19 protein-coding genes are annotated in these 23,219 nt (G+C 39.6%); 2 read left to right on the top strand and 17 right to left on the bottom strand.

The genetic code is table 11. The features are described 5' to 3' along the window. From ACZYRN_RS06120 to ACZYRN_RS06060, 13 genes are all read right to left on the bottom strand, one after another. A complete protein-coding gene (locus ACZYRN_RS06120) occupies positions 1-1,239 on the bottom strand; it encodes a glycosyltransferase family 4 protein (protein WP_488910645.1) in 1,239 nt (412 codons plus the stop codon). Beyond that, the gene (locus ACZYRN_RS06115; protein WP_488910644.1) at positions 1,157-2,437 is read right to left on the bottom strand and encodes a nucleotide sugar dehydrogenase; all 1,281 of its coding nucleotides are present in this window, start codon (positions 2,435-2,437) and stop codon (positions 1,157-1,159) included. The genes ACZYRN_RS06120 and ACZYRN_RS06115 overlap by 83 nt, the downstream gene beginning before the upstream one ends. Continuing rightward, positions 2,437-3,450: an NAD-dependent epimerase gene (locus ACZYRN_RS06110; RefSeq protein WP_488910643.1), complete on the bottom strand. Its 1,014-nt coding sequence runs from the start codon at positions 3,448-3,450 to the stop codon at positions 2,437-2,439. Before ACZYRN_RS06110 ends, ACZYRN_RS06115 begins: the two co-directional genes overlap by 1 nt. Beyond that, positions 3,447-4,892, bottom strand: coding sequence for a lipopolysaccharide biosynthesis protein (locus tag ACZYRN_RS06105; protein ID WP_488910642.1), 1,446 nt, complete (start codon positions 4,890-4,892; stop codon positions 3,447-3,449). The genes ACZYRN_RS06110 and ACZYRN_RS06105 overlap by 4 nt, the downstream gene beginning before the upstream one ends. Next, a complete protein-coding gene (gene wzy / locus ACZYRN_RS06100; RefSeq protein WP_488911120.1) occupies positions 4,882-6,321 on the bottom strand; it encodes an O-antigen polysaccharide polymerase Wzy in 1,440 nt (479 codons plus the stop codon). Before wzy ends, ACZYRN_RS06105 begins: the two co-directional genes overlap by 11 nt. A gap of 60 nt (positions 6,322-6,381) precedes the next feature. Beyond that, on the bottom strand, positions 6,382-7,581 hold the full coding sequence (locus ACZYRN_RS06095) for a glycosyltransferase (RefSeq protein ID WP_488910641.1): 1,200 nt from the start codon (positions 7,579-7,581) through the stop codon (positions 6,382-6,384). Between the two features lie 3 nt (positions 7,582-7,584). Next, positions 7,585-8,379: a glycosyltransferase family 2 protein gene (locus tag ACZYRN_RS06090; protein ID WP_488910640.1), complete on the bottom strand. Its 795-nt coding sequence runs from the start codon at positions 8,377-8,379 to the stop codon at positions 7,585-7,587. Further along, a complete protein-coding gene (locus ACZYRN_RS06085) occupies positions 8,376-8,816 on the bottom strand; it encodes a serine O-acetyltransferase (RefSeq protein ID WP_488910639.1) in 441 nt (146 codons plus the stop codon). The genes ACZYRN_RS06090 and ACZYRN_RS06085 overlap by 4 nt, the downstream gene beginning before the upstream one ends. Positions 8,817-8,933: 117 nt before the next feature. Next, positions 8,934-10,763: a polysaccharide biosynthesis protein gene (locus ACZYRN_RS06080; RefSeq protein ID WP_488911119.1), complete on the bottom strand. Its 1,830-nt coding sequence runs from the start codon at positions 10,761-10,763 to the stop codon at positions 8,934-8,936. 289 nt (positions 10,764-11,052) lie between these two features. Further along, positions 11,053-11,808: a tyrosine-protein phosphatase gene (locus ACZYRN_RS06075; protein WP_488910638.1), complete on the bottom strand. Its 756-nt coding sequence runs from the start codon at positions 11,806-11,808 to the stop codon at positions 11,053-11,055. 95 nt (positions 11,809-11,903) lie between these two features. After that, a complete protein-coding gene (locus tag ACZYRN_RS06070) occupies positions 11,904-12,614 on the bottom strand; it encodes a CpsD/CapB family tyrosine-protein kinase (RefSeq protein WP_488910637.1) in 711 nt (236 codons plus the stop codon). Continuing rightward, positions 12,604-13,350 carry a YveK family protein gene (locus ACZYRN_RS06065; RefSeq protein WP_488910636.1) on the bottom strand — a complete coding sequence of 249 codons (747 nt, stop codon included), beginning with the start codon at positions 13,348-13,350 and terminating at the stop codon, positions 12,604-12,606. Before ACZYRN_RS06065 ends, ACZYRN_RS06070 begins: the two co-directional genes overlap by 11 nt. A gap of 137 nt (positions 13,351-13,487) precedes the next feature. Then, a complete protein-coding gene (locus ACZYRN_RS06060; protein ID WP_488910635.1) occupies positions 13,488-15,587 on the bottom strand; it encodes an S-layer homology domain-containing protein in 2,100 nt (699 codons plus the stop codon). Between the two features lie 227 nt (positions 15,588-15,814). Between ACZYRN_RS06060 and ACZYRN_RS06055 the strand changes: the two genes are divergently transcribed. Then, positions 15,815-16,663, top strand: a complete 849-nt coding sequence (locus ACZYRN_RS06055) for a hypothetical protein (protein WP_488910634.1) — start codon at positions 15,815-15,817, stop codon at positions 16,661-16,663. A gap of 89 nt (positions 16,664-16,752) precedes the next feature. Here the strand turns inward: ACZYRN_RS06055 and ACZYRN_RS06050 are convergent, their stop codons facing one another. Both ACZYRN_RS06050 and ACZYRN_RS06045 read right to left on the bottom strand, forming a co-directional pair. Continuing rightward, positions 16,753-19,194, bottom strand: coding sequence for an S-layer homology domain-containing protein (locus ACZYRN_RS06050; protein WP_488910633.1), 2,442 nt, complete (start codon positions 19,192-19,194; stop codon positions 16,753-16,755). A gap of 151 nt (positions 19,195-19,345) precedes the next feature. Beyond that, positions 19,346-19,783, bottom strand: coding sequence for a YaiI/YqxD family protein (locus ACZYRN_RS06045; RefSeq protein ID WP_488910632.1), 438 nt, complete (start codon positions 19,781-19,783; stop codon positions 19,346-19,348). Between the two features lie 111 nt (positions 19,784-19,894). Here ACZYRN_RS06045 and ACZYRN_RS06040 point away from each other — a divergent pair, with 111 nt between their 5' ends. Next, on the top strand, positions 19,895-20,944 hold the full coding sequence (locus tag ACZYRN_RS06040) for an S-layer homology domain-containing protein (protein WP_488910631.1): 1,050 nt from the start codon (positions 19,895-19,897) through the stop codon (positions 20,942-20,944). Between the two features lie 38 nt (positions 20,945-20,982). On the opposite strand, the gene ACZYRN_RS06035 is transcribed toward ACZYRN_RS06040, so the two are convergent. Continuing rightward, entirely contained in the window at positions 20,983-21,687 is a 705-nt protein-coding gene (locus tag ACZYRN_RS06035) for an SH3 domain-containing protein (protein WP_488910630.1), read from the bottom strand. 136 nt (positions 21,688-21,823) lie between these two features. Next, on the bottom strand, positions 21,824-23,134 hold the full coding sequence (locus tag ACZYRN_RS06030) for a M48 family metallopeptidase (protein ID WP_488910629.1): 1,311 nt from the start codon (positions 23,132-23,134) through the stop codon (positions 21,824-21,826). Positions 23,135-23,219: the final 85 nt, after the last annotated feature.

The raw sequence follows: 23,219 nt of genomic DNA, 5'->3' as shown, positions 1-23,219 counted from the left end.
CTATCGTGTTATTGTTTTAAACAGACTTACCTGCTTCATTAGCACTTTCTCTTCATCAAATAACTCTTCTGCTATTCTTCGACTCTCAAGCCCCATCTTAACAGCCAGTTCTTTACCACTACTAATTCTTTTCATCACTTCATACAATGATTCGGCTGTTTCTTTCTCAACAAGATAACCATTCACATCATCAAACACTTCTTCTCTACATCCTCTAATATTAGTTGCAATAATAGGCTTTTTCATAGCCATTGCTTCAATAATAGACCGGGGCAATCCTTCACGATAAGATGGGAGTATAAAAGTATCACATACAGCTAAAAGGTCTGGAATATCTTTTCGAAATCCTAGTGACAGAACTTGATCATTCTGTAAGTAACGTTCAAGCTTTTGATAACTTTCCTGATCTCTCTCACTCTCAAGCAGTCCGCCAATCATGAGTAGTTTTACGTTTTTATTCTCCTTGCTTAACTTTGTAAAAGCCTCCAGCAATTCAAAAACGCCTTTTTCTTTCACTAATCGCCCAATAAACGCAAAAATAAAGTCATTCTCTTCTATATCTAAAGTTTGCCGTAAATCAGCTAACCGCTCCGAAGAAAATAACTCCATATTAAACTTATTCGTGATATCGACACCATTACTTAAATGAATAGTCCTCTCTTCCGAAACAAATCGATCCCTTATAGCAAGATCATAATCCTCTTTACTCTGTAAAAGTAACCAGTCTGTCATAAACCGAGCTGCATATTTTTCAATATTGTAAAACAACTTGTATTGCTTAGTTGACATTTCATCATGAAAATAAAAGCCATGTGCCGTATAAATAATATTCCCAACACCTGCAAGTTTAGCCGCAATACGCCCAAGCAATGCTGCTATAGGCGTATGTACATGCACAATATCATATTTTTCTTTTTTCATAAGTTTATATAAGCTCATAATAGACTTTATATTTTTCAAGGGACTAATTTCACGATCAATTTTAATATCAATCATTGTTAATCCTTCTTTTCTTAATCGTTCAAACCTTCCTGTGTCTGTGCAAGCATTATGAACCTCATACCCTTCATGCATAGACCTTAGAATAAGCGGTTTTAAAAGCGCATCTACACTTAAATCAATAGCACAAATTTGCAAAATCTTTTTTGACGCCATTTTATAATCTCCAAAGATCAATGCCTTCTGGGCAAGTTGATTGATCAAGTGCACATTTAATATCAACAACGATACCTGTTCCATCTTTCAACAAATTCCCAAATTGACCCCAACCAGCTTCAATGTACTCTCTGTGAGAAACCGCAAATACAACGGCATCAGCCGCTTCTAATTGACTATAGTCAACTAAACTAACACCATATTCTTCTTCTGCTTCTTTGCTGTCTGCCTGTGCATCCGTGATTTGTACATCCACTCCGAACTCCTGCAGTTCACGAATGACGTCAATAACCTTTGAATTACGCAAGTCGGGAACATTTTCTTTAAATGTCAAACCAAGCACTGTCACCTTCGCACCCTGCACTTGAAGATTATTATGAATCATCTTTTTCACAAGTGATGTTGCTATAAAGCTACCCATGTTATCGTTAATTCGGCGACCTGCTAAAATAACCTCTGGATGATGCCCTACTGATTCTGCTTTATGTGTTAAATAATATGGATCAACACCGATACAATGTCCGCCAACAAGTCCCGGAGTAAAGTTCAAGAAGTTCCACTTCGTACCCGCTGCTTTTAACACTTCTGATGTATCAATTTCAAGTCGATCAAAAATAAGAGCTAATTCATTCATAAGCGCAATGTTCACATCACGTTGTGTGTTCTCAATCACTTTCGCTGCTTCTGCTACTTTAATGGAACTCGCTTTATGTACCCCTGCTTTCACAACGGAACTGTACACGTCAGCTACAACTTCAAGGATTTCATCATTCTGACCCGATACAACCTTAGTAATTGTCGTAAATGTATGTTCCTTATCCCCAGGATTAATACGTTCTGGTGAATAACCAACAAAGAAGTCTTCTCCAGCTTTTAATCCCGATTTTGCTTCTAATACAGGTATACATTCTTCTTCAGTGGCTCCTGGATAAACGGTTGATTCATAAACAACAATAGTACCTTTTTGCAAGTTTGCACCGACGGTTTCCGATGCTTTAAGTAGTGGCGTTAAGTTCGGCTGCTTATGCTCATTAATCGGTGTCGGAACAGCAACGATAATAAAATCCACCTCAGCTAAGCTAGATGGATTACTTGTAAACATAATATTTGCTGCCTGTAACTCTTCACTTGTTACTTCATTTGTATAATCAACACCATCTAAAAGTGTTTCAATACGATGCTGGTTAATATCAAAACCAACAATATCATGTTCTTTTCCAAAAGCCACTGCCACCGGTAGACCTACATAACCTAACCCTACAACTCCAATTTTACGATTCATTATAATTTCACCCCATAATAGTTAATATACCAATCAACAAACTTACCAACACCATCTTTAATCGATGTTTGTGGTTTAAAATCGATATCCCGATATAAGTCTTCCACATTCGCATATGTTGCAGGTACATCACCAGCTTGCAAAGGCATAAAATCCTTCTTCGCTTCAATACCTAGTTTTTCTTCAATCGCACCTATAAAGTCCATTAAGTTAACTGGGCTGTTGTTACCAATGTTGTAAATTTTATAAGGTGCATAGCTTGTCCCTGGATCAGGTGCGTTTCCATCCCAATTAGGATTTGGTTCCGGTTTGCGCTGTACAAGACGATAAATACTCTCAACAATATCATCTACGTATGTAAAGTCACGCATCATTTCCCCATTATTAAACACTTTAATCGGTTCACCCTTAATAATGGCTTTTGTAAATAAAAATAATGCCATATCAGGGCGACCCCATGGACCATACACCGTAAAGAAACGAAGTCCTGTTGTCGGCAAACCGAACAAGTGACTGTATGTATGAGCCATTAATTCATTTGCTTTTTTCGTTGCTGCATATAAGCTGATTGGATGGTCAATATTATCATGCACAGAAAAAGGAAGATTCGTGTTAGCACCATAAACAGAACTTGAAGATGCGTAAATCAATTGACCTACTTTATTATGACGACATGCTTCTAAAATATTAGTGAACCCAACGATATTAGAATCAATGTAAGCATGTGGATTTTCTAAACTGTATCGAACTCCTGCTTGTGCAGCTAAGTTAATTACTGCATCTGGTTGATACTTCTCAAAGATTGCATTTATGGCGCCACGATCCTCTAAATTTGCTTTTTCAAAATAAAAATTCTCGTTTTCTAATAAAGAAAGACGAGAATGCTTTAAATTCACATCGTAATAATCATTTAAATTATCAATTCCGATAACAGAATAACCGTTTTCAAGTAATTTTTTTGATAAATGAGAGCCGATAAAACCAGCGGTTCCTGTAATTAAATATTTTTTCATTGAACCCTCCTGTATTTCTTGTTTTTAAAAAAGGTATATAGAATATCAATAATTGTTTTAAATATTTTTTTATTAAACCATATAAAAAATATTGTTATTATTATTAAAATGCAACTTTTTAATAATATATTTTCATATAATACATAATTCATTATTGGCATAGCCATCAATATTATCAAATTTATAATTAGATAACCGTAATTTTCAATACTTTTATAATTTTTTTGACCATAATAAGTTTTTAAAATAAAGAGAACTAAAATGCTTGCTAAACTCCCTATACAAACCCCGATTATCCCCAAAAATTTGACTAAAGCAAGAGATATTACAATATTTACCAATAAGGAAATTATAGTTGCTAAAGTATGTAGATACGTTTTTTTACTTAAATTTATACCTATGCTAGTTGTTTCCAAAATCGTATATAAAACAGGTGTGATCAACAGAAATGGAAAATACAAAGCAGCTTCTCGATACTTTTCTCCTAAGATCATTATAATTATATCTTGAAATACAATAACTAATATACCAACAAAAATCATTAAACAACTTACATATGTTGATATGTTTTTAATGAATTCCTGATTGCTCTTATAATTCGCTAAATAATAAGAAGACCAGTAATTGTTAAACCCTATTTGAAATAAATTCATTATTGCAGCAAGTGTTATTGCTATACTAAATATTGCTAAGTTTTCAAATCCTAAGTATTTTTGAACTATTATACTACTGATATAAATATTGGCCCAGGACATTATATTTACTGGTACTAAAGGAATGCTATAAGTCATTATCTCTTTAGATACTTGACGAGAGAATTTAAAGTTTTTCCAGTCAAAAACTCTTCTTTGTTTTAAAAGATAAAACAACGCAAGACAGAACAAAGCTATTGAAAGTAACATAATTGCATTACTATAAGTAGGGCTCAGAAAAATTACCAAAACAAATAATAACTTTTGAACAATCGCTATAGATATTGCTTGTAGATTGTAGTTGAAATGATCTCCTCTCATTCTAAATGTTAAATTTAGAAATCTTAGAATCAAAAAACCGCACACATATATACATAGAAAATAAATAGCCATAAAGTTCATATCACCGAATAAAAAAAGTGATAGCGGCTCTTTATACAAAATAATTACAAAAGAACATAATGCCCAAAGTATTGTAGCATATGATATACATTGAATTAAAATATCAGAGCTTTTTCTACTGTCTGGGGGCTCATGGTAAAATCTTAAATAACTATTGTCCATAGCAAATATGACAAATTGTGAAAACAATGATGCTCCAATGATAAACATATTAAATTTCCCCAATTCTACAGGATCAAAAACTCTAGTAATTAGGGGTATACTAACTATACTTATTACTGCAGAAACCCAAGTAGATAAAGAAAATTTCATTAGTTTATTGATAAATAATTTTGATTCATTTAACAATTTGATCTCCTCTTCTATATCCCTCTGCTTTCTTTCTATAATTAGGATACAGAGTATTTTTTAACAAAAAGATTAAAAAGACAGGGAAAAATACAAAATAAACTTCATTTCTAAAAAATAAAGTAGAAGTTCCACGCACCATGAATATAAGATGGTATAGCATAACCGCTATGAAAACATTATAAACAAGCCGCTCATCTAAATTTCTACCGAAGTTCTTAAACACTAGACCTATTAAACTACCGAAAAGAATTAAAAATAATAAAGCTAACCATCCAAAGTTCATAAACGCCTCTGCTATTAATGAAAAACCCGGACCATACGTCATATCTAATGTGTACATTAACCACCTCGCTGGAGAAGTAATAGAAGTATCTTCAAAGTTGTCAATACGCACAAAATCCGGAAGTATCATAAGAAAGGAATAAACGTATGTTAATCCAAATTTATATTGAAAATATGTTGGGAAAAGTTCCATTATTTTCACCAAAGGAAATATCGAGGAGCCTAACTCTCCAATAATATTAACAAGTAGATTTTCTTCTTTAAAACTTCTAGCAGTAAAATAAAGAAATTCACTTAAACCTTTTTCTGTCTCTCTTCTATATTCTCCAATAATTGATAGAAAACTAGTTAATATCAGTCCTAAAAAAGTAAGTGAAAAAAAAGTTTTTCCTCTGATGGGACTGATTTGAACATGCCAGATCCACACAATAACTACAAGTAACGCTGTTGCGGTTCCTCTACCTCCACTTAGATATCCTATTAAAACTGAAAAGATTAGTATTGATAAAATGAACTTAGTAATAAGATGATTATTCTTATATACTGTCATTAGCAATAAAATCCCTGGTATAAAAAAAAGTTTAAGTGAGACAAAAATTGATGCAGCATTTGTATCCTCTTTATATAAACTTCCATAACCACTGGTAATTGATTTATAAGCTAAACTAATATCATAATAAAAGTATTGAAAAAAGGAAATCGAAACTAAAAATAAACCTACAAATTTCACTGAATTAATTAATGATATATTTGTTAATTTAGTTTTATAAACTTCTTCCTTTTTTCCTGCCTCAACAACTAAAATTGCTCCTAAATGTATACATTGCAAAGATAAAATTGTGAAAATTACCGCCAATGATAATTCTTCATTATTAAATAAAGTAAATAAATCATATTTTTCGTATTTTAAACCCAAGGAATATAGCAGGACTTGACCTGTGAAAAATATATAACAAGAAAACATAAATAAAATATAAGGTGTAAGTATTTGCTTGTTAACTATTCTCCAAGAATATAACAACCAAATCAATGTTAAATTATTATACCAAGAAAGAAAAAAAAGTTTATTATCCGATACGTTTTCATATTCCATACTGTTAATCTGATTATAAAAAATAAGCGCACTTAACAATATGAATACTATATGAAATATTAATACGTTAGCTTTTTTTTTATTAACTTTAATCTTAATTCACCCCCATTTCTAGTTTATAATTTTATATACTTTTTCTATATCTTTTTCATTTCCTTTGTAGTTAAGAGATAGGTTTTCCGAGAGAGCTTTACGAAGTAATTTATTGTTTAATAATAGCTTAACCCCTTGGTAAATACCCGTGACGCTAATCGGTACAATAATTCCAGTCTCTTCATTCACAATTTGGTCATGAACTGTAGGGTAGTCGGTTACTACTATCGGCTTGGCTAAGAGCATTGCTTCATCAATTGCAACCGACTTGCCTTCAAATTTAGATGGATGAAGAAAAATATCTGCTGCCCTTACATATGGATATGGATTCTTTTTCATTCCTAATAAAAAAATATTTTTTTCAAGACTATGTTTTTTAATCAAATTAGCTATTTTTTTCCTCGAAGGCCCTTCTCCGATAATATACCATTTAATTTTGTAGCCCTCATCTATTAATTTATTGATTGCAGGAATAGCTAAATCAAATCCTTTATTAGGATCAAGCCGGCCTACAGAAACTATATTATACAGGCCATTTTCTTTTTTTATTTCTGTTATCTCTTCCAAACTATATAATTCAATTTGTTTCTTTGATGAGATATTATGTATTACATTAATTTTTTTTGAAGAATGAGGGAATAGTTCACTGAAAATTTCTTTACATTTTTCAGATACAGCTATAAAACAGTCGACTTTCTTTAAATAAATCTCATCAATTGAATTATCTCTTTTCAGCACTCTATAGTCATTATGAATCCACATTATTTTTTTTCTCGCATCAATTAAACTGGTTAAAAAATACATTCCCAAACCTCCTTGATATGAAATTGCTGTATCATACTTAAGAGGTTGTTTAGGTATATCTTCTTGTAAACTAACCCACAATCTTTGACGTGCAACTGCCATATTTTTTTCAATCAGACCTTTGTTTATCTCTTTTAGATAGATCAAACTTCCTTTTAATTTAAAATATTTAAAAAACTTGAAGATATTTGTATGCAGCTGCTTTTTATTAATTTGAAACATCTCTAGTATTTCTGGTGTTTCCAATAAGTTTACTTGTTTAGGAAGGTACTCCTTTAATTCCCCTTCCTTATTTAATAGAATTAAGTCGACTTTATATCTTTCATAGTCGACTTCATTTAGCATATTGATCAGACTTTTTTGTACCCCGCCACTTTTCAGAGATCCTGATATAATAACAATTTCTTTTTTCATTTTTTAGATACTCCTAATTCTTTTTAGCTTTAAAAGTAACCTACGAGGAATTAAACCTATTAATAGTGGTCTAAAGGCATAAATAATACCCACAGGAAATAAACCCATCTTCCTGAAATTTGTAATTCTAATTTTAAAATGAGAAATGCGATATTTATACTTCCTTCTTTTAAAAGCTTGATTTCCTTCTCGATAATTATACAAAAGTTCTTGTATGTTAGCTCCAATATACTTTTCTGAATATAAACGCATAAAAAGATCAGCATCTTGACCCCTAATAGTATCCTTTGAAACACGATAGCCGCCTAACTTTTTGAGAGGTATCGCTCGAAACATTGTACTCCCATGGCAAAAAGGTACATTTTTGAGAAAATCTTTTTTACTTGGAAATTTTTTTTGTGAAATGGAACTATATACACCAGTTTCGTCAAAGCATTTCATTCCACTACTAACAAAATCAATTTGATTGTTTTCTTCCAAAAAGTTCACTTGTTTTTCTAGCCTCATCAAATCACTAGTATCATCTGAATCTTGGATTGCAATATAATCTCCTGTTGATAGCTCTATGCATTTATTTCTTGAAGCAGCCGATTTAAGATTTCTTTCGTTAGTTATAATCTTAATTCTAGAATCTTTTGATTGATACATTTTTAATATTTCTAAAGTATTGTCCGTTGAGGCATCATTACAAATTATCAATTCAAAATTAGAGTAAGTCTGATTTAGTATACTTTCAATGGCTTCTCCTACATACTCTTCACAATTATATGCCGCCATTATAACAGAAACTTTATTCATCTTTCACCTCGCGATGAGCTTTTAACAACCTTTGCTGGTATTCCCACAGCTGTAGAATTTTCAGGAACAGAGGTTAAAACTACTGCATTAGCACCTATATTGGAATTATCACCTATAACTATGTCACCTAACAAGACAGCTCCTGCTCCAATAAAAACATTTTTACCTATTTTAGGGGCACCTACACTGCCATTTCTTCCTCCTATAGTTACATTGTGCATAATTTTTGATCCTTCTCCAATAACAGCATGTTCATGAATAACAATCCCTAAAGCATCATGAGGAAATGTAACATGTTCATTTATTTTACAAGAAAATGGTATATAGCAACTAAAACGCAATCTTATATATCTCATTATTAAATTAGGTATTATTGGAATTTTTTTTTCATAGAAGAAATTCATATATTTATAACATTTGTATACTTTATTTTTCATTTTTCACCTGACCATTTATTATTAATAAGAGTACTCATTTAACTTAAATTTTTTTAATAGGTCGCACAAAGTCCCCTTTTTAATCAACTAAGAATACTCAATAATTTTAAGCGTGTATTATACAACACAGTTTTCCATAATTTGTTGAATTTCCTCTTTCGTATTGGCAATCTCAATCAGCTGCTGTTTCAATAAACCTGCTTCCTTATCCGGCAAACTGCTAATAAACCGCCAAAGAATCTCCCCTTCCACAAGCCCTGCTTTTCCGATATGAATCTTCGGAAAGATTTGCTCCGGATGCACTTCATTCTCGTTTAGCAGTTCCTCAAACATTTTCTCGCCTGGGCGGAGTCCAGAGAATTGGATTCCGATTTCCTCCTCTGTGTATCCGGATAGTCGGATTAAGTTGCGTGCCAGATCGACGATTTTGACTGGTTCGCCCATGTCGAGGACGAAGATTTCTCCTCCGCGTGCGAGTGCGCTTGACTGGATAACAAGCCTTGATGCTTCTGGGATCGTCATGAAGTAGCGTGTCATGTCTTCATGTGTAACCGTAAGCGGGCCGCCTGCTTCGATTTGTTTCTTAAAGAGCGGGATGACTGATCCGCGTGAGCCGAGTACGTTGCCGAATCGTACGGCTGTGAATGTTGTGTCGTATTCACGGTCGAGCTGCTGGATGACCATTTCGGCGACGCGTTTTGTGGCACCCATGACGTTCGTTGGGTTCACGGCTTTGTCGGTTGAGACGAGTACGAATCGTTTCACGCCGGCGGCAGCGGCTGCTTCGGCGGTGTTTTTCGTGCCGAAAATGTTGTTTTTGACCGCTTCTTTCGGGTTGTACTCCATAAGCGGCACGTGTTTATGTGCAGCCGCATGGTAGACGACGTCGGGACGATGTGTGCCGAGCACGTCAAACATGCGCTCGCGGTCTTGAACGTCCGCGATGACCGGGATGATTTCAATTGAATCTCCGTGACTGTTGCGCATTTCCATATCAATTTGATAAATGCTGTTTTCGCCGTGGCCGACGAGAACGAGTTTGTTCGGTTTAAAAATGCTAATTTGCCGGCAAATTTCCGAGCCGATCGAGCCGCCTGCTCCGGTGACAAGCACCGTTTTGCTTGTGATCTTTTCGGCAATCGATTCAATGTCAAGTTCAATCGGGTCACGGCCAAGTAAATCTTCGACCGCCACGTCGCGAAGGCTGCTGACGGACAGCTTGCCCGTGATGACATCTTCAATAAGCGGCATAATTTGCGCTTTTGCATCTGTTTTGGCGCACTGCTCGTAAATGTGATTAATTTGCTGACGCTTTAGTGATGGAATCGCAATGATAATGTTGTCAATGTCGTGTTCTTTGACGAGCAATGGAATGTTGCGTGTTGTGCCTTCCACAGTCAGACCGTGAATTTCAAGGCGCAGTTTGTTCGGATCATCGTCGACAAACAGAATCGGTTCAAATTCAGCTTCATTCGTTAACAGCTGACGGACGACCATCGAGCCGCCTGATCCGGCGCCGACGATCATCGTCCGCTTTCGGTCGTCATGATTTTTACGTATATATCGGTCACGGTATACTCTCCACGAGAAGCGGGAACCGCCGATTAATAAAATATGCAGCATCCATGTAACGAGCAGCACGCGGACGTAAGCATCTTGAAACACAACTAGCTGGACAATCGCTGTGACTGAAATGGAAAACGTGACCGCTTTAGCAATCGCGATCAATTCCCGCACACTCGCGTATTCCCACGCTTTATGATAAAGCCGGTAAATCGCCGCAAAAAAATGATGGCTGGCAAGCAGTGCAATGGAACTGGCCAATAGTGTGCTTGGACTGTATATATTCATATACGGATGCAAAATAAAGTAGCCGATATAAATGGAAAATAAAACGATGGCTGAATCAAGTCCGATTAAAAAGGACATTCTTTTTTGATAAGCCAATACCGCTTCACCTCTTTCATAATAATAGATAGAAAATGCAAAACAGCTAATAAAAGCACACACATCAAAAATGAATGCGCTTTTATTAGCTGTCTTTTCCATATTGTTTGTGTGTAATAATAAATCGGGCATCTAACCCGTCCTCACACCACACTCTTGACGACAGTTGCGTCTAAGGTCCAGTCTGTCCTGCTGAACCCACAGTGTGACCGAGTGCCTCCATTGATAGCGGTGAGGAGACATTACCGATCTCTTTTTTCGTATACTTGTTATGTAATGAGCAATTAGTTCAAAATAGACCAAGGAATTTTTTTTTGCGGGCAACATGGTGTGGTTGTTCTTTCATGATGTGGCCGCCGTTTAGCACAATTTCCGCATTTTCTTTAAAGTATGCGGCGTAATCTGGATCAATCGCGTCGTATGCTTGTTTAAGCCCGAAAGCGCGTGTTGATGTATTATGTGCGTCTGATGCGATAAAATGGGTTAAGTTCGCTTCGATAAGCTGCATTGATAACTGTTTAATTTTTTTGCCGAATTGGCCATTAACAGACGCAGCGGTGATTTGGGAGAGTGCCCCATTTTTTATGAGTGTATATAGCTTGTCCGGATTTTCACTGATCGCTGTGTTACGCTCCGGGTGTACGATAATCGGCGTGATCCCTTTTAATTGCATGTCAAACAGTACTTGTTCCGCGAACGCCGGAATGCCATTCGAAGGGAACTCAATTAGCATATAGGATGACCCGGCAACAGGCAACAGTTTATTATTTTCATAATCTTCCAACAATTCCCCGTACATCCGTACTTCCTGACCGGCATAGATCGTAACGTCGATGCTGGCTCTATACAGGTGTTTATTCAAGGTTAAAACAGCTGCTTCCACAGCTGCTTTTTCGTTTTCATACCGTCCGTTTTTATGATGAGGCGTTGCGGCAATCATTCGAATGCCTTCCTGCGACGCCTGTTTCACCATTTCGATGCTTTCGACTATATCTGCCGCTCCATCGTCTAATCCTGGCAAAATATGACTGTGAATGTCCACCATGATCACCGCACCCCCCTTCGAATGTACACTGATTATAGCATGAATTTTGGTATTTTGTAGAATTTTTTCGAAAATTTACAAAAATTAAATAATAGTTACTCTTTTCCGTAATAATAGTAATAACTGGAGTCTTTCATCGTGCGGTTGTTTAAGACAACGCCAAGCAGCTTCGCTTTTACCGACTGCAGCAAGTCTTTCGCTTTTTGTACCCCGTCAATTTCCGTTTTGCCGCTGTTCACAACAAGGATTGTGCCATCGCATTGATTCGCGAGCACTTGCGCATCGGTCACAGCTAAAACGGGCGGCGTGTCAAATAACACAAAATCATATTGTTCGAGTGAATGTTCCAGAAATTCTTTCATCGAGAATGAACCAAGCAGTTCAGCTGGATTGGGTGGAATGGGGCCTGATGTTAAAATAGATAAGTTTTCAATGTCTGACTGCACGGCCGTTGCATCCAATGTTGTTTGTTTCGTTAAAATATTCGTTAAGCCGAATGTATTTTGAAGACCGAATGTGTAGTGCATCGTCGGCTTACGCAAATCTGCATCCACGAGCAGCACTTTTTTGCCTTGATCGGCAAAGACAACCGCCAAATTCGCGATCGTTGTCGACTTCCCTTCTCCCGGGCTTGTTGAGGTAACAAGAATGGAGCGAAGCGACTGGTCAACAGATGAGAATAATATGTTCGTCCGGATCGTCCGGTATTGCTCGGAAATAGGCGATTTCGGATCGGTATATGTAATAAGTTTCCGTTTCGCAGAACCGGGTGCTGCCGTTGTTTTCGTTTTCCGTTTAAGAGCCAATCGATTCACCTCTTACTGCTTGTTTTGTTTGTGAAGATGATTTAGATGATGGTCCTTCATTTACTTGGATGGTCGTGACACTGCCAAGGACTGGAAGACCGAGCAGTTTTTCTACGTCTTGTTCTGTTTTCACCGTGTTATCCAAGTATTCGAGTAAGAATGCGAGACCGACACCTGCCATTAAACCGACAACAATCGCAATCGCGATATTCAGCATAGGCTGCGGTTTTACAGGAGACATGTTTTCTTTTACTTCCGCTGGCGCAAGAATACTAACGTTGTCGACATTCATAATTTTGACGATCTCTGCTTGGAAGACGCGCGCTGTTTCATTGGCGATATCCGCAGCGATACCAGGATCTTCATCTTGCACCGTCACATTGACAACTTGTGAATCTTGTTCACTTTGAACGGTGATTTTAGAAGAAAGCTGGGAGGCTGTTAGATCAAGTGCCAGATTTTCTGATACTTTGTCTAAAATAGCCGGTGATTTCATGATCACGTTGTACGTACTGATCAGTTGAAGGTTCGTCTGCACTTCTCCTGCGTTGTACAATTGCTGCTCCGTTTTCGTCTGATTCACAAGCAGCTGAGTCGACGTTTGATAGATTGGCGTTAAAAGAAAGTAACTGATAAGTCCGCTGATGAGCGCTGCTGCAATGGTGATGAGCACGATCAATTTCAGCCTTTTTTTCAGTGTTTCCGCCAGTTCTTTCAGGCTGATAGTTTCTTCCATAAAGTGCCTCCTATAATGATAGTCTCTGGCATTATACCATAATCTAGTATCTTTTTATATTGTCAATTTTAGTTACTTTATAAAAAAATAGGGTCTGATCCAGCCTATTGCCTGGATCAGACCCTTTCGACCTATTTTTATTTAATATTTTCCATCAAGTTTGCTTTGATCAGGAACTCAGCCAAAATGCGAGCCATTTGGTCGCGTTTTGTGAACTCGTTCGGCTGGAATGTGCCATTGCTTGCACCAGCCATGATGCCCGCCTGGTAGACTTTTAAGACATCTGCGCGTGTAGAAGCGCCGATTGCTTTCGCATCTTTAAAGTCTGCCAATGTCTTCGTTTTGTTCAATTTAGAAGAATCGAATTGGATGCTCTTAAGATTAAGGGCGCGGCCGATCATCGCCGCTGCTTCTGCACGCGTGATGTGATCGTTCGGTGCGAATGTGCCGTCTGCTTTACCAGCAACGATGCCGCTTTTGACAGCTGCCATCAATGCCCCATTCACATTGAACCACTCATCGCCTTTTACATCTTTAAAACGTTTGTCATAAGCGACTTCCGGTAAACCGAGCGAACGGCTTAACAGCAACGCGAATTGCGCACGTGTCATGTAATCATTCGGCTTGTACGTTCCAGCGGTTGTACCTGAGATAATATATTTAGACGCCAATGTTTCGATGTATTTCTCCGCCCAGTTTTTCTTGTTGTCTACGTCTGGGAATGTAACGTTGCTTTCAACCACGGTGTACACTTTATCCGAGTTAGCCAGTGCACGAACAACCGCGATTTGCTTGCCGCCTTCTGTTTTAAAGGTTGTTGGAAGTGATGTAAATGAACCGTCTGCTGCGACGGCAACACCTGTTGTTCCATTCGTCTTCACTGTTTTATTCAGGACAAATTCACGTGCAACATAAATATCACCAAACGTTTTAATTTCAGTCACTTTATTGCCTGAAACGAGTTCCACTTTAAATTCCACTGCTGGTGCAACCTGTACAATACTCTCGCCTGCTGCCGCTTTTGTTTGTGAAGAAGCGGCTGTTGATGTCGTTAAGCTAGCCCGCATTTTCGTAAGAAGATTTTTGTTCTCCGACTCCGTTAATGGATCAATTGTCACGCGCAATGATACTTGCGTTAAGTCTCCGCCAAGAACAGCTGCAAGATCAGCAATACTTACTTGTGATAATGGAAGAACATAGCTTGTTTCCCCTACATTGATGACGATATCCGCATTCGGTGCTGCTCCTTTAATGGCAGCAGCAAGCGATCCTGGAATATCAACGGCGACTGGTTTGCCATCAGTACTTGCCGGAATCGTAATCACTACTTGAGGCGTTTGGGCTGTTACACTCGCCAAAATTTGTGTTTGAAGCGCACTTGGAATGGTTGCTGTCAATGTGCCTCCATTGTCAACAATAACTGGTTTAACATTCACGTCATCGCCTGGATTAGACGGCGGTATTACTTCACCGTCGTCATCATCTGAACGGTCTGGTGTGTCTGGAATTCCATGTCCACCATGGCGAGCTCCATAGTTTGCTAGCCAAGCTGCTCCAGCAAATATCATGGCTGTTTTCAGTTCCGCTCTCGTTACATTGTTCGCAGTGAAATGTCCTTGAATGTTCGAGACGACGTTTTTCATCTTAACGTCTGTAATAACGAGCACGTCTGATACATGTTGACGAATGCCCTTATGATCAGCCTCTTTCACTGCATGGACAATGCTGTTAAAAATGGCATGCGTGTAGTTTACATCATCATCTGCTATATCTTCTACTTGATCGTGAGTAGATTTTTCTACCGCTCCTAAATACGTAATGTACTCTTTATCAGGCAAGTTACCTAGTTCTGCTTTATGGTTCGTTATAAATTTTTGTAAGTCTCCTTTTTTGTACGTCCCTGTATAAATACTCGTTTGTAACTCAAGAAGAGCTGCTACAGCCGCTTTTTGAGCCGGGGTTGCACTTGAATCGAACACGGGGTTAAGAGCCGCTCCCCAATTAAGACTATCCAACGCATCCGCTACTTCATCGCTTGTATTCGAATCGTCTCGTACTTCAAGGGCATATTTCTCGAATGCAGCTACACTTTTAAAATGGGCCGAATCCTGTACGTGTGCCGCTTCTACTTTGTTCGCATCAAAAACGATAGCTGTTGTTGCGATTGGGGTAAATGCGATGGTCGCTGCAATCATAGCTTTTACTGCTTTGTTGCTGAGTGGATATTTTTTTACCAATGTGGCCACCTCTTCATTTTATTAAGTCTTTGATTATAGGAAAAATTTCCCGTAATTGTAGTTAAAATCATACAGAAGTCCCTAGATGAAATCAATACTTTGTTTCAAAATTTTAACAATTGTTAAAAACATGTTCCTATTTTGTTAGATTGTTCAATCAATATTTATTTTCATTTTTTTCATGCTATACTGGTAAAAATGACAACTTATTGATGGAGGATGGTAGATTGAAGAAGTTTATTAAAATAGCACTCCTTGTTGTTTTGTTTCTTGCCTTAGTCGGAGGCGGGGCTTTGTATTATTTTACGAAGGTGAAAACATACGATGTAGCCGATGAAAAAGTGGATGAAATTATTGATTCTCCTTATTCGATTGCTTATCCTGAAGGAACACCGATCCCAGAAGGCGCGCAAAAAGATGAAGAAGGTCTGGTTATTGTTGATAAAGACGGCAACTTTCTATTAGAAGGCGGAGCCGTGATGAGTCCTGAAGAATGGTTTGCTTCGCCGGAATATACGGCTGCCGTATCAACAGAAAAAGGCAGCACAAGTAACGGCGTTTCCAATTCTAGTACGCCCGCTGCTTCTACTGGCGGCACGGATCCAAGTACCGGTTCTAGTGACGGTACTCCGGATAAAGCAACTGGCGGCTCTACTAGTCCAGATGCCGGTTCTGGTTCGGGACCAACTGGTGAAACAGGCGGTACGAACGAGACACCTGCCGGGATGACGGTTGAGACAATTAAAGCCCGCTATGATTCTTCTTTTCAAAGTTTAGAAGGCCAGGTTAATTCCCAGCTCGGCTCATTAATTAGCCAGGCGAAAGGCGAATATGTACAGAAAAAAGCATCCGGTGAAACAGTGGATCCCGCTTATTTTTATCAAAAATACAGCGGTGCCGCTTCGAGTGTCGAATCAAAAACAGATGCGGCGTTTAACTCGCTCTATACGGGTTTGACAAGTGAACTAAAAGCACACGGCTTTAGCGAATCTCATGCGAAGCAATATAAAGCAGATTATGAAGCAACGAAAGAAAGCCACCGCAGCGAATTGCTTAGCAAAGCAACAGGCATGTAAAAAACAAAAGCAGCCATCCCTTGACCGGGATGGCTGTTTTTTTATGTTCGGATACTGATAGAATGGTTCGTTACACTGTTTCCAGGCAATTATTTTACAAGGACGCCATTCGCATCTTTCAATGTTTCTTGGCCTTCTTTTACAGTTACAACCGGTTTCGCTGCTGGAGCGGCTGCCAGTGTAAATTGCAATGCCTTGTTGTTTCCGGAAACCGTTGTAATATTTTGTGCTTCCACAACTGTTCCATTAACAGTGATATTGAGTACATCGTTGGCATCTGTTGGCGCAATCGGCAATTCAATGACGTCAGAGAACTGAACGACAACGGTCGCTCCGTACACGTCTACACCTGTTACGGTAGCTGGTGTGTTGTCTTTCACGTTTACAACGAAGTTTGCTGCTGTAATCACATTTCCTGCTTTATCCGCAACACCTGAAACACTAAGCACGGCTGGAGCACCGTTCGTTTGATCCCCGATGTTCACCGAACCTTCAGGCAAGGTAATGATTACTTCTTTTTTTAATGAATCGTTAAAATAAATATCCGTTCCGTCAGGAAGCGCTTGACCGTCAAGGCGGTAGTTCGACAACGCGACAGCTGACGTTGATACTTCTTCATTAAACGTCACTTTAAACTCATTTTTGCCTGTTGTGTTCACCGTTGCTGTCGGTTTTTCCGTATCTTCACCTGTTGCGGTTCCGATAGTGAATTTGTCTGTCAAGGCGCCTGTTTTATTTCCATTCGCATCAGAGAAGAAATTAGCCGGAAGCGTGACGGCATACGTGCCTGCATCCATCGCTGTGTCTCCTGATTTAATATCGATTTCAAATGTCTTTTTATCTTCTGTCAAAGAGCTTTCATTCGCAATGGCTGTGAATTTCACTCCGTCTTCGTTGCGGATGTCGATTGCATTCACCGCACCATTTACCGTGACCGCTTCATTAAAGGTAAGGGCCAATTTTTTGTTGCCGGCTGTTACTTCTGAAGAAACAAGGGATGGTGCTTGTGTATCTTTTGTGAGTGTTAGCGGCGTGCTGTACAGATCATTTTTCAAACCAGAACGATCGGTCATCGCATCTTTTTGAATATAAAGCGTGAACGTTTCGCTTACAGATGAATCGGTGAAAATGCCATCGCCGGCCGCTGAACCATTGACGTCAACAGTGAATGTGTACGTTTTACCGCTCGTATCCGCTGCATCTTTTACTAGTTTCACCGCTGTTTGGTCCGCACCACGCTGTACCGTTGCATTAATTTCCGCTTCCGTCACCGCTTCGCTCAGCGTGATTTTCGCTTTATTTTGACCTGTTACTTGTACGTCTGTTACATGCGGTTTATTCGTATCTGCTGTTGGTGCTGATACGAAACCGTTGTAAAGGTCCATTTCATTTTTAACATCGGCTGTATCTTTTGCCCCTGCTACGTACAGTGATGCCGATGAACCTGCAGACAGATCACTTGCAATGTGCACTTCTGTTTTATTGGACGAATCAATGCTGATGGAATCACTGGCCACCGGTGTGCCGTTTACACGAACAACAGTCGGTTTCGTTCCAATTTCTTCAGAGAACGTCAGCGTGATGACGCCATTTGTATAAGACGTATTCGTTACAGTCGGTTTGACTGTATCTTCATACGTGAAAACAGATGTGTACTTGGCTGTTTTGAGTACGACTCCATTTTCATCTTTTTGCTCGGTTGCAATTGGATTCACGACCACAACGCCGTCTGTTGCTTCGATGCTGCCAGCGTATGTAAGCGTGACTGATTTTTGATCATCGGAAAGTTTCACCGCTGTTGGGTTTTCCCCATTCACTGTATACAGCGTTTTTTGTGCCGCTGCCTCTTTATTCAATGCTGTGTTGAAGATGATAGTAACTTGTTTTGCATTGACGGATTCCACTTTTGTGACAGCCGGAGCCGACCCTTCCCCTGGTGTTGCTAAACGATGAAGGAAAAGCGCAAATTCACCGCGTGTGACAGAATCATTTGTGCCAAATTTCGTTTCCGTTTTGCCAAATGTCACTTTGTTGTCCACAAGTGCGGCAACGGCTTCGTCATACCGATCTGCTACATCTGTAAAGGCAAGGTTTGCTTTATTGCCTTCTAGGTCATAGGCTCTCGCAATAATGAGCGCCATTTCGCCGCGTGTAATGTTTTGTGATGAACCAAATGATGTCGCTGTTTTCCCGTTAATAATGCCTTTTTGTTTCAATGCATTTACATACGCTAATGCACGGTCCGGTACATCTGTGAAGCCGGCATCTTTCGCATTTTCTACATTAAGCTCAAGCGCTTTCGCAATCAATACAGCGGCATCTACACGTGTAATCGTTGCGGATGTGCCGTATTTCGTTTCGCTAATTCCGTTTGTAATCTTTTTTTCTACTAAATAATCTACTGCTTCTTTGTAACGATCGGATACATCTGTAAATCCAGCCGCAAATGCTGGTGTGACAGCTGTTGCCACAAGCGTTGCTGTTGCCGCTGCTGCTACGAATTTACGAGATGATTTTGATTGGTAAGCCATTTATCTAATTCCTCCAAATTGAATAATAATTGTAAACTATTCTTTCATTTTCCCACAGACTCGACAGTTTCTACAAATATCAAAAGGCGCAAGCGCTACTCCTACATTTACCCTACGTAAATCCTTTAAAACCCTACGGTGGTTACTTTTTCTAGTTATTCGAAAGCATGGATGTTAAACTTTTTTCAAACGCTGCATCGTCTTCTTTCCGCCGCTTCTTCGGTCCTTTCAACCGGCCGCCTGCCTGGCGGATCTTTTTCGCTGTATGGCGGCTCAATAAAAGTTGATCCATATTTCCCGGGGTATACTGCCTGCCGTTTTGGTCGATCGCAAAGCCTTGTTTCGCAAGCACCATCGCCGCCAATCCATAATCCTGCGTCACCACAATATCCCCTTTTTGTACACGGTTGACGAGAACAAAGTCGACCGCGTCCATTCCTTTTGAAACGATAATCGTTTCTGCTCCAGGACGTGACATTTCATGCGCAGTATCACAAATTAAAACGACGGGCAGATCAAACTTTTTCGCTGTTTCACATGCAATGTCCACAACCGGGCATCCGTCTGCATCAATTAATAGTTTTGTCAAATGAAAACCTCTCTTCTTTTTATTCTTTCTCCTTCTTTTTTCTAGAAATCAAGTTTTTTGCCTGTCATCTTATGATATAGTAGAAGAAAATAATGGTAAAGGAGAATACTCATGAAGAAAAGAAGGCGTATTTTTTCTCGTATGATGGCCGCCCTTTTAACAGCCTCCCTACTCACAACACCGGCAGAAGCTGCTTCGTTTTCTGATGTCTATCCAAATGAAAGAGCTTATACAGCCATTGAAAAAATGACCGTGCGAGATGTGATCTCTGGATTTCCCGACGGTACATTCAGGCAAAATCAACCCGTTACACGAGCGCAGAGCGCGATTTTCGTTGGCCGCATGATGAACATCACACCTGACACTGCCATCAAATCGACTTTCACCGATATTTCACCGAACCAGAAGGCCTATCCGTATATTGCAGAACTCACCAATCAAGGCGTCTTTTCTAGGAATGATCAATTTTATCCGGATCGGCCATTAACACGCGCGGAGATGGCGATTATTCTTGTAAAAGCGTTCAGCTTGCAAGGAAAAATGGACAAGCCCTTTGCAGATGTACCGGATCATTTGAAAGCCGCTCCTTATATTGAGGCCCTCGCTGCATCCGGCATCACATCCGGTGTAGGAAACAACCTTTACGATCCGGACGGCACCGTCACACGAGGACAGATGGCGATTTTTATGTACAATATTGTGCAGTTTCAAAAGCCCGGTACAGAGCCGGAACCACCAGCTGAACCAACCTATGAAATTGATCCAAATTTCACATTCAATGCGACTGAACAGCAAATTTTTCTTCTTGTGAATAACGAACGGATGAACGCAGGTGTGCAGCCTCTTAAACTGGCGAACGATCTTTCCTTTGTGGCACGCGCGAAATCAAAAGATATGCGGAATCAAGATTACTTTGACCATACGTCGCCTACATACGGATCACCGTTTCAGATGATGAAGGACTTCGGTCTTACTTACACGTCTGCCGGCGAAAATATCGCAGCCGGACAAAATACAGCCGTACAGGTGATGGAAGCTTGGATGAACAGCCCCGGCCATCGTCAAAACATATTGAATCCAGGCTTTGCTGAAATCGGGATTGGGTATGTAGATGGCGGCGACTACGGGTCGTACTTTACACAAATGTTTATGACAAGATGAAATAATCCGCCTTGCAATCTATGCAAGGCGGGTTATTTTTAATAGAAATACAAATATTGGGTAGCTACATAGGCGGTCCGGCCGTTGTAATAAACCTCTGCCCATCCGTTCGACATCGTGCCATAAACGTAGAACTCGTATCCTCGATCGACCTGGCCGATCACTTTCCCGTTCTTGCTTGCCGTCGCCCGTACGTTTAAGTTATTCGCGTCAGCGAAAGCAGATCCCCCGTAAGAATAATAGACAGGTTCCTGTGAGGCTTTTTTCAAATAACCGGATGCCACATACGCATATCGGCCATTATACATGATTTTAGACCAGCCGCCCGGCTCCGTTCCATATATAGAGACGGTGGCTCCTTTTTTCAGTGAACCAATGATTTTCGCTCTCGGGCTCGGATTCGCTCTTACATTTAAGCTTGGTGAAGCGGTAACAGTGGCCTTCTCGCCGCCCGAGTTTGGCGTTGAAGAAACACTCGGTGTTAAATAACCCGATGCGACATAACCTGCTTTGTTGTTGTATTTGATTTTGGACCAGCCACCCGGTTCTGTATTGTACACATACACGACTGCTCCGTTTTTGAGAGAACCGATTACTTTTGCTCTCGGGCTTGGGTTTTCACGCACGTTTAATGTTGTCTCCACATTGACGGTGTGATGTCCCGTACTTGCCTCCGCCTGCTTGGCAGGAAGAAGCGTGATCATTAAAAGAAATGCCATCATCCATACTAGAATTTTTCTCATAGTCTATCCTCCTAATTCTTATTATCTATATTACTTCCAATATATATCTCATCTGGAGGAAAGTAAATAGATTTAGATGAGAATAAACCCTTCCATACTAAAAAAATACCTTGCTTGTTCGCAAGGTATAGAGTCTTTATTGATTATAAACAGTTAAAAATTCCTGGTTTCCATCTTGTTTCGCGAGCTCTCTTGGCGTATCGCCATATATGTCTTTCTGATCCGGATTGGCTCCATACTCCATGAGTAACTCGGCCATTTTTAGATCGCCGTAGTCGTAAGCTAAAAATAAAGGGGTATAGCCGGTCAAGTCTTCACTATTCGGATCGGCTCCCTCTTTTAATAACTGTTCAGCCGTTTCAAACTGTGAATTATAAATCGCGTAATGAAGCGCAGGTGTTCCTTCACTATCTTGTTCATCAATATCAGCGCCGCTCCCGAGAAGCTGTGTGACTTTTCCCGTGTCTCCAACAGAAGCCGCATCCATTAAATCGGTGTAGTTCGTTACTTCACTTTCACTTTCATCGTCCGCCATGTAATCGTCCGATGCCATCAGTGAAGCAAATAAATCCGATGATCCCATTTTCGTCAGCGCATACCCAAATCCTGCTGCGATTCCGCCGTATAACAATCCCCCGGCCAGAAAGAGCACGACCACACCGCCAATAACCTTCCTTTTATTCGCTTGATAGGCTGGTGTATCTGGTATTCTCATAAATTGGCCAATGTGCTGAATACGTTTTGGCAAATTCGGATGCGTGGACCATTTCTCGCTCAGCCAGACAAATAGATTGGATTCTTGCTGAATTTGCTGCAAGTAGGCATCTTCATTTACTTCACGGTAAAGGACTTTGCCCACGCCTAAAATCGTTAACGCATTTTTGGCGGCTTGTCCATCATTTGTGTAATAAGCAGCATGCCGGTCCGCTGTATATTCAGCGGACCGTGAGTATGCTTCACTTAGAAAAGGCACCCACATCGCCGGCAGAATCAGCCAGTTTTTCCATACATGACGCCGTTTTACATGTGCCAGTTCATGGGCAACAATAAAATCGAGTTCTTTATCGCCTTTTTCACGGGCCAGCTCGAACACTTCTGAATAAAGAACGACGACATTTCGCCCAAAGAAACGTGTCGCAAACGCATTGAGTGCGCCGCCTGATTGCAAAATGAACACATCCGGCACGCGGGGCAGTCTCATCTCATAGGATAGCGTTTGAATGCGCTCATACACATCCGGAAACTGCTGCTCACTTACCCGCACCCCATTGCCGCGAATCGAACCGATGGAAACAGCATGAAAAAACAATGATATAAGAAAAAGACCTATAATAATAGGAAGAAGAATGATCGAAAAAGCAGCCGCAATATAAAGTCCAACACTGACGACACAACATAAAATAAAGTAAATCGTTTCTTTCGAATAAACTAGGTTTCTATTATCCAAACATATCCCTCTTTTCAAGTAACTTGATCAAATTATAACATACGACATACGAAAAATTTTTACAGACCTTACGAGCGGGAAAGCC

This window comes from Domibacillus sp. F004, from assembly GCF_057814295.1.
The sequence above is the reverse complement of the archived record's forward strand: the minus strand, read 5'-3'. Positions and strand labels throughout refer to the sequence as shown.

Excerpts from the sequence above, each read along its gene's own strand:
- ACZYRN_RS06120 (WP_488910645.1), bottom strand. The coding sequence starts at position 1,239 with ATGGAACAGGTATCGTTGTTGATATTAAATGTGCACTTGATCAATCAA.
- ACZYRN_RS06115 (WP_488910644.1), bottom strand. The coding sequence starts at position 2,437 with ATGAATCGTAAAATTGGAGTTGTAGGGTTAGGTTATGTAGGTCTACCG.
- ACZYRN_RS06110 (WP_488910643.1), bottom strand. The coding sequence starts at position 3,450 with ATGAAAAAATATTTAATTACAGGAACCGCTGGTTTTATCGGCTCTCAT.
- ACZYRN_RS06095 (WP_488910641.1), bottom strand. The coding sequence starts at position 7,581 with ATGAAAAAAGAAATTGTTATTATATCAGGATCTCTGAAAAGTGGCGGG.
- ACZYRN_RS06090 (WP_488910640.1), bottom strand. The coding sequence starts at position 8,379 with ATGAATAAAGTTTCTGTTATAATGGCGGCATATAATTGTGAAGAGTAT.
- ACZYRN_RS06085 (WP_488910639.1), bottom strand. The coding sequence starts at position 8,816 with ATGAAAAATAAAGTATACAAATGTTATAAATATATGAATTTCTTCTAT.
- ACZYRN_RS06075 (WP_488910638.1), bottom strand. The coding sequence starts at position 11,808 with ATGGTGGACATTCACAGTCATATTTTGCCAGGATTAGACGATGGAGCG.
- ACZYRN_RS06065 (WP_488910636.1), bottom strand. The coding sequence starts at position 13,350 with ATGGAAGAAACTATCAGCCTGAAAGAACTGGCGGAAACACTGAAAAAA.
- ACZYRN_RS06050 (WP_488910633.1), bottom strand. The coding sequence starts at position 19,194 with ATGGCTTACCAATCAAAATCATCTCGTAAATTCGTAGCAGCAGCGGCA.
- ACZYRN_RS06040 (WP_488910631.1), top strand. The coding sequence starts at position 19,895 with ATGAAGAAAAGAAGGCGTATTTTTTCTCGTATGATGGCCGCCCTTTTA.
- ACZYRN_RS06035 (WP_488910630.1), bottom strand. The coding sequence starts at position 21,687 with ATGAGAAAAATTCTAGTATGGATGATGGCATTTCTTTTAATGATCACG.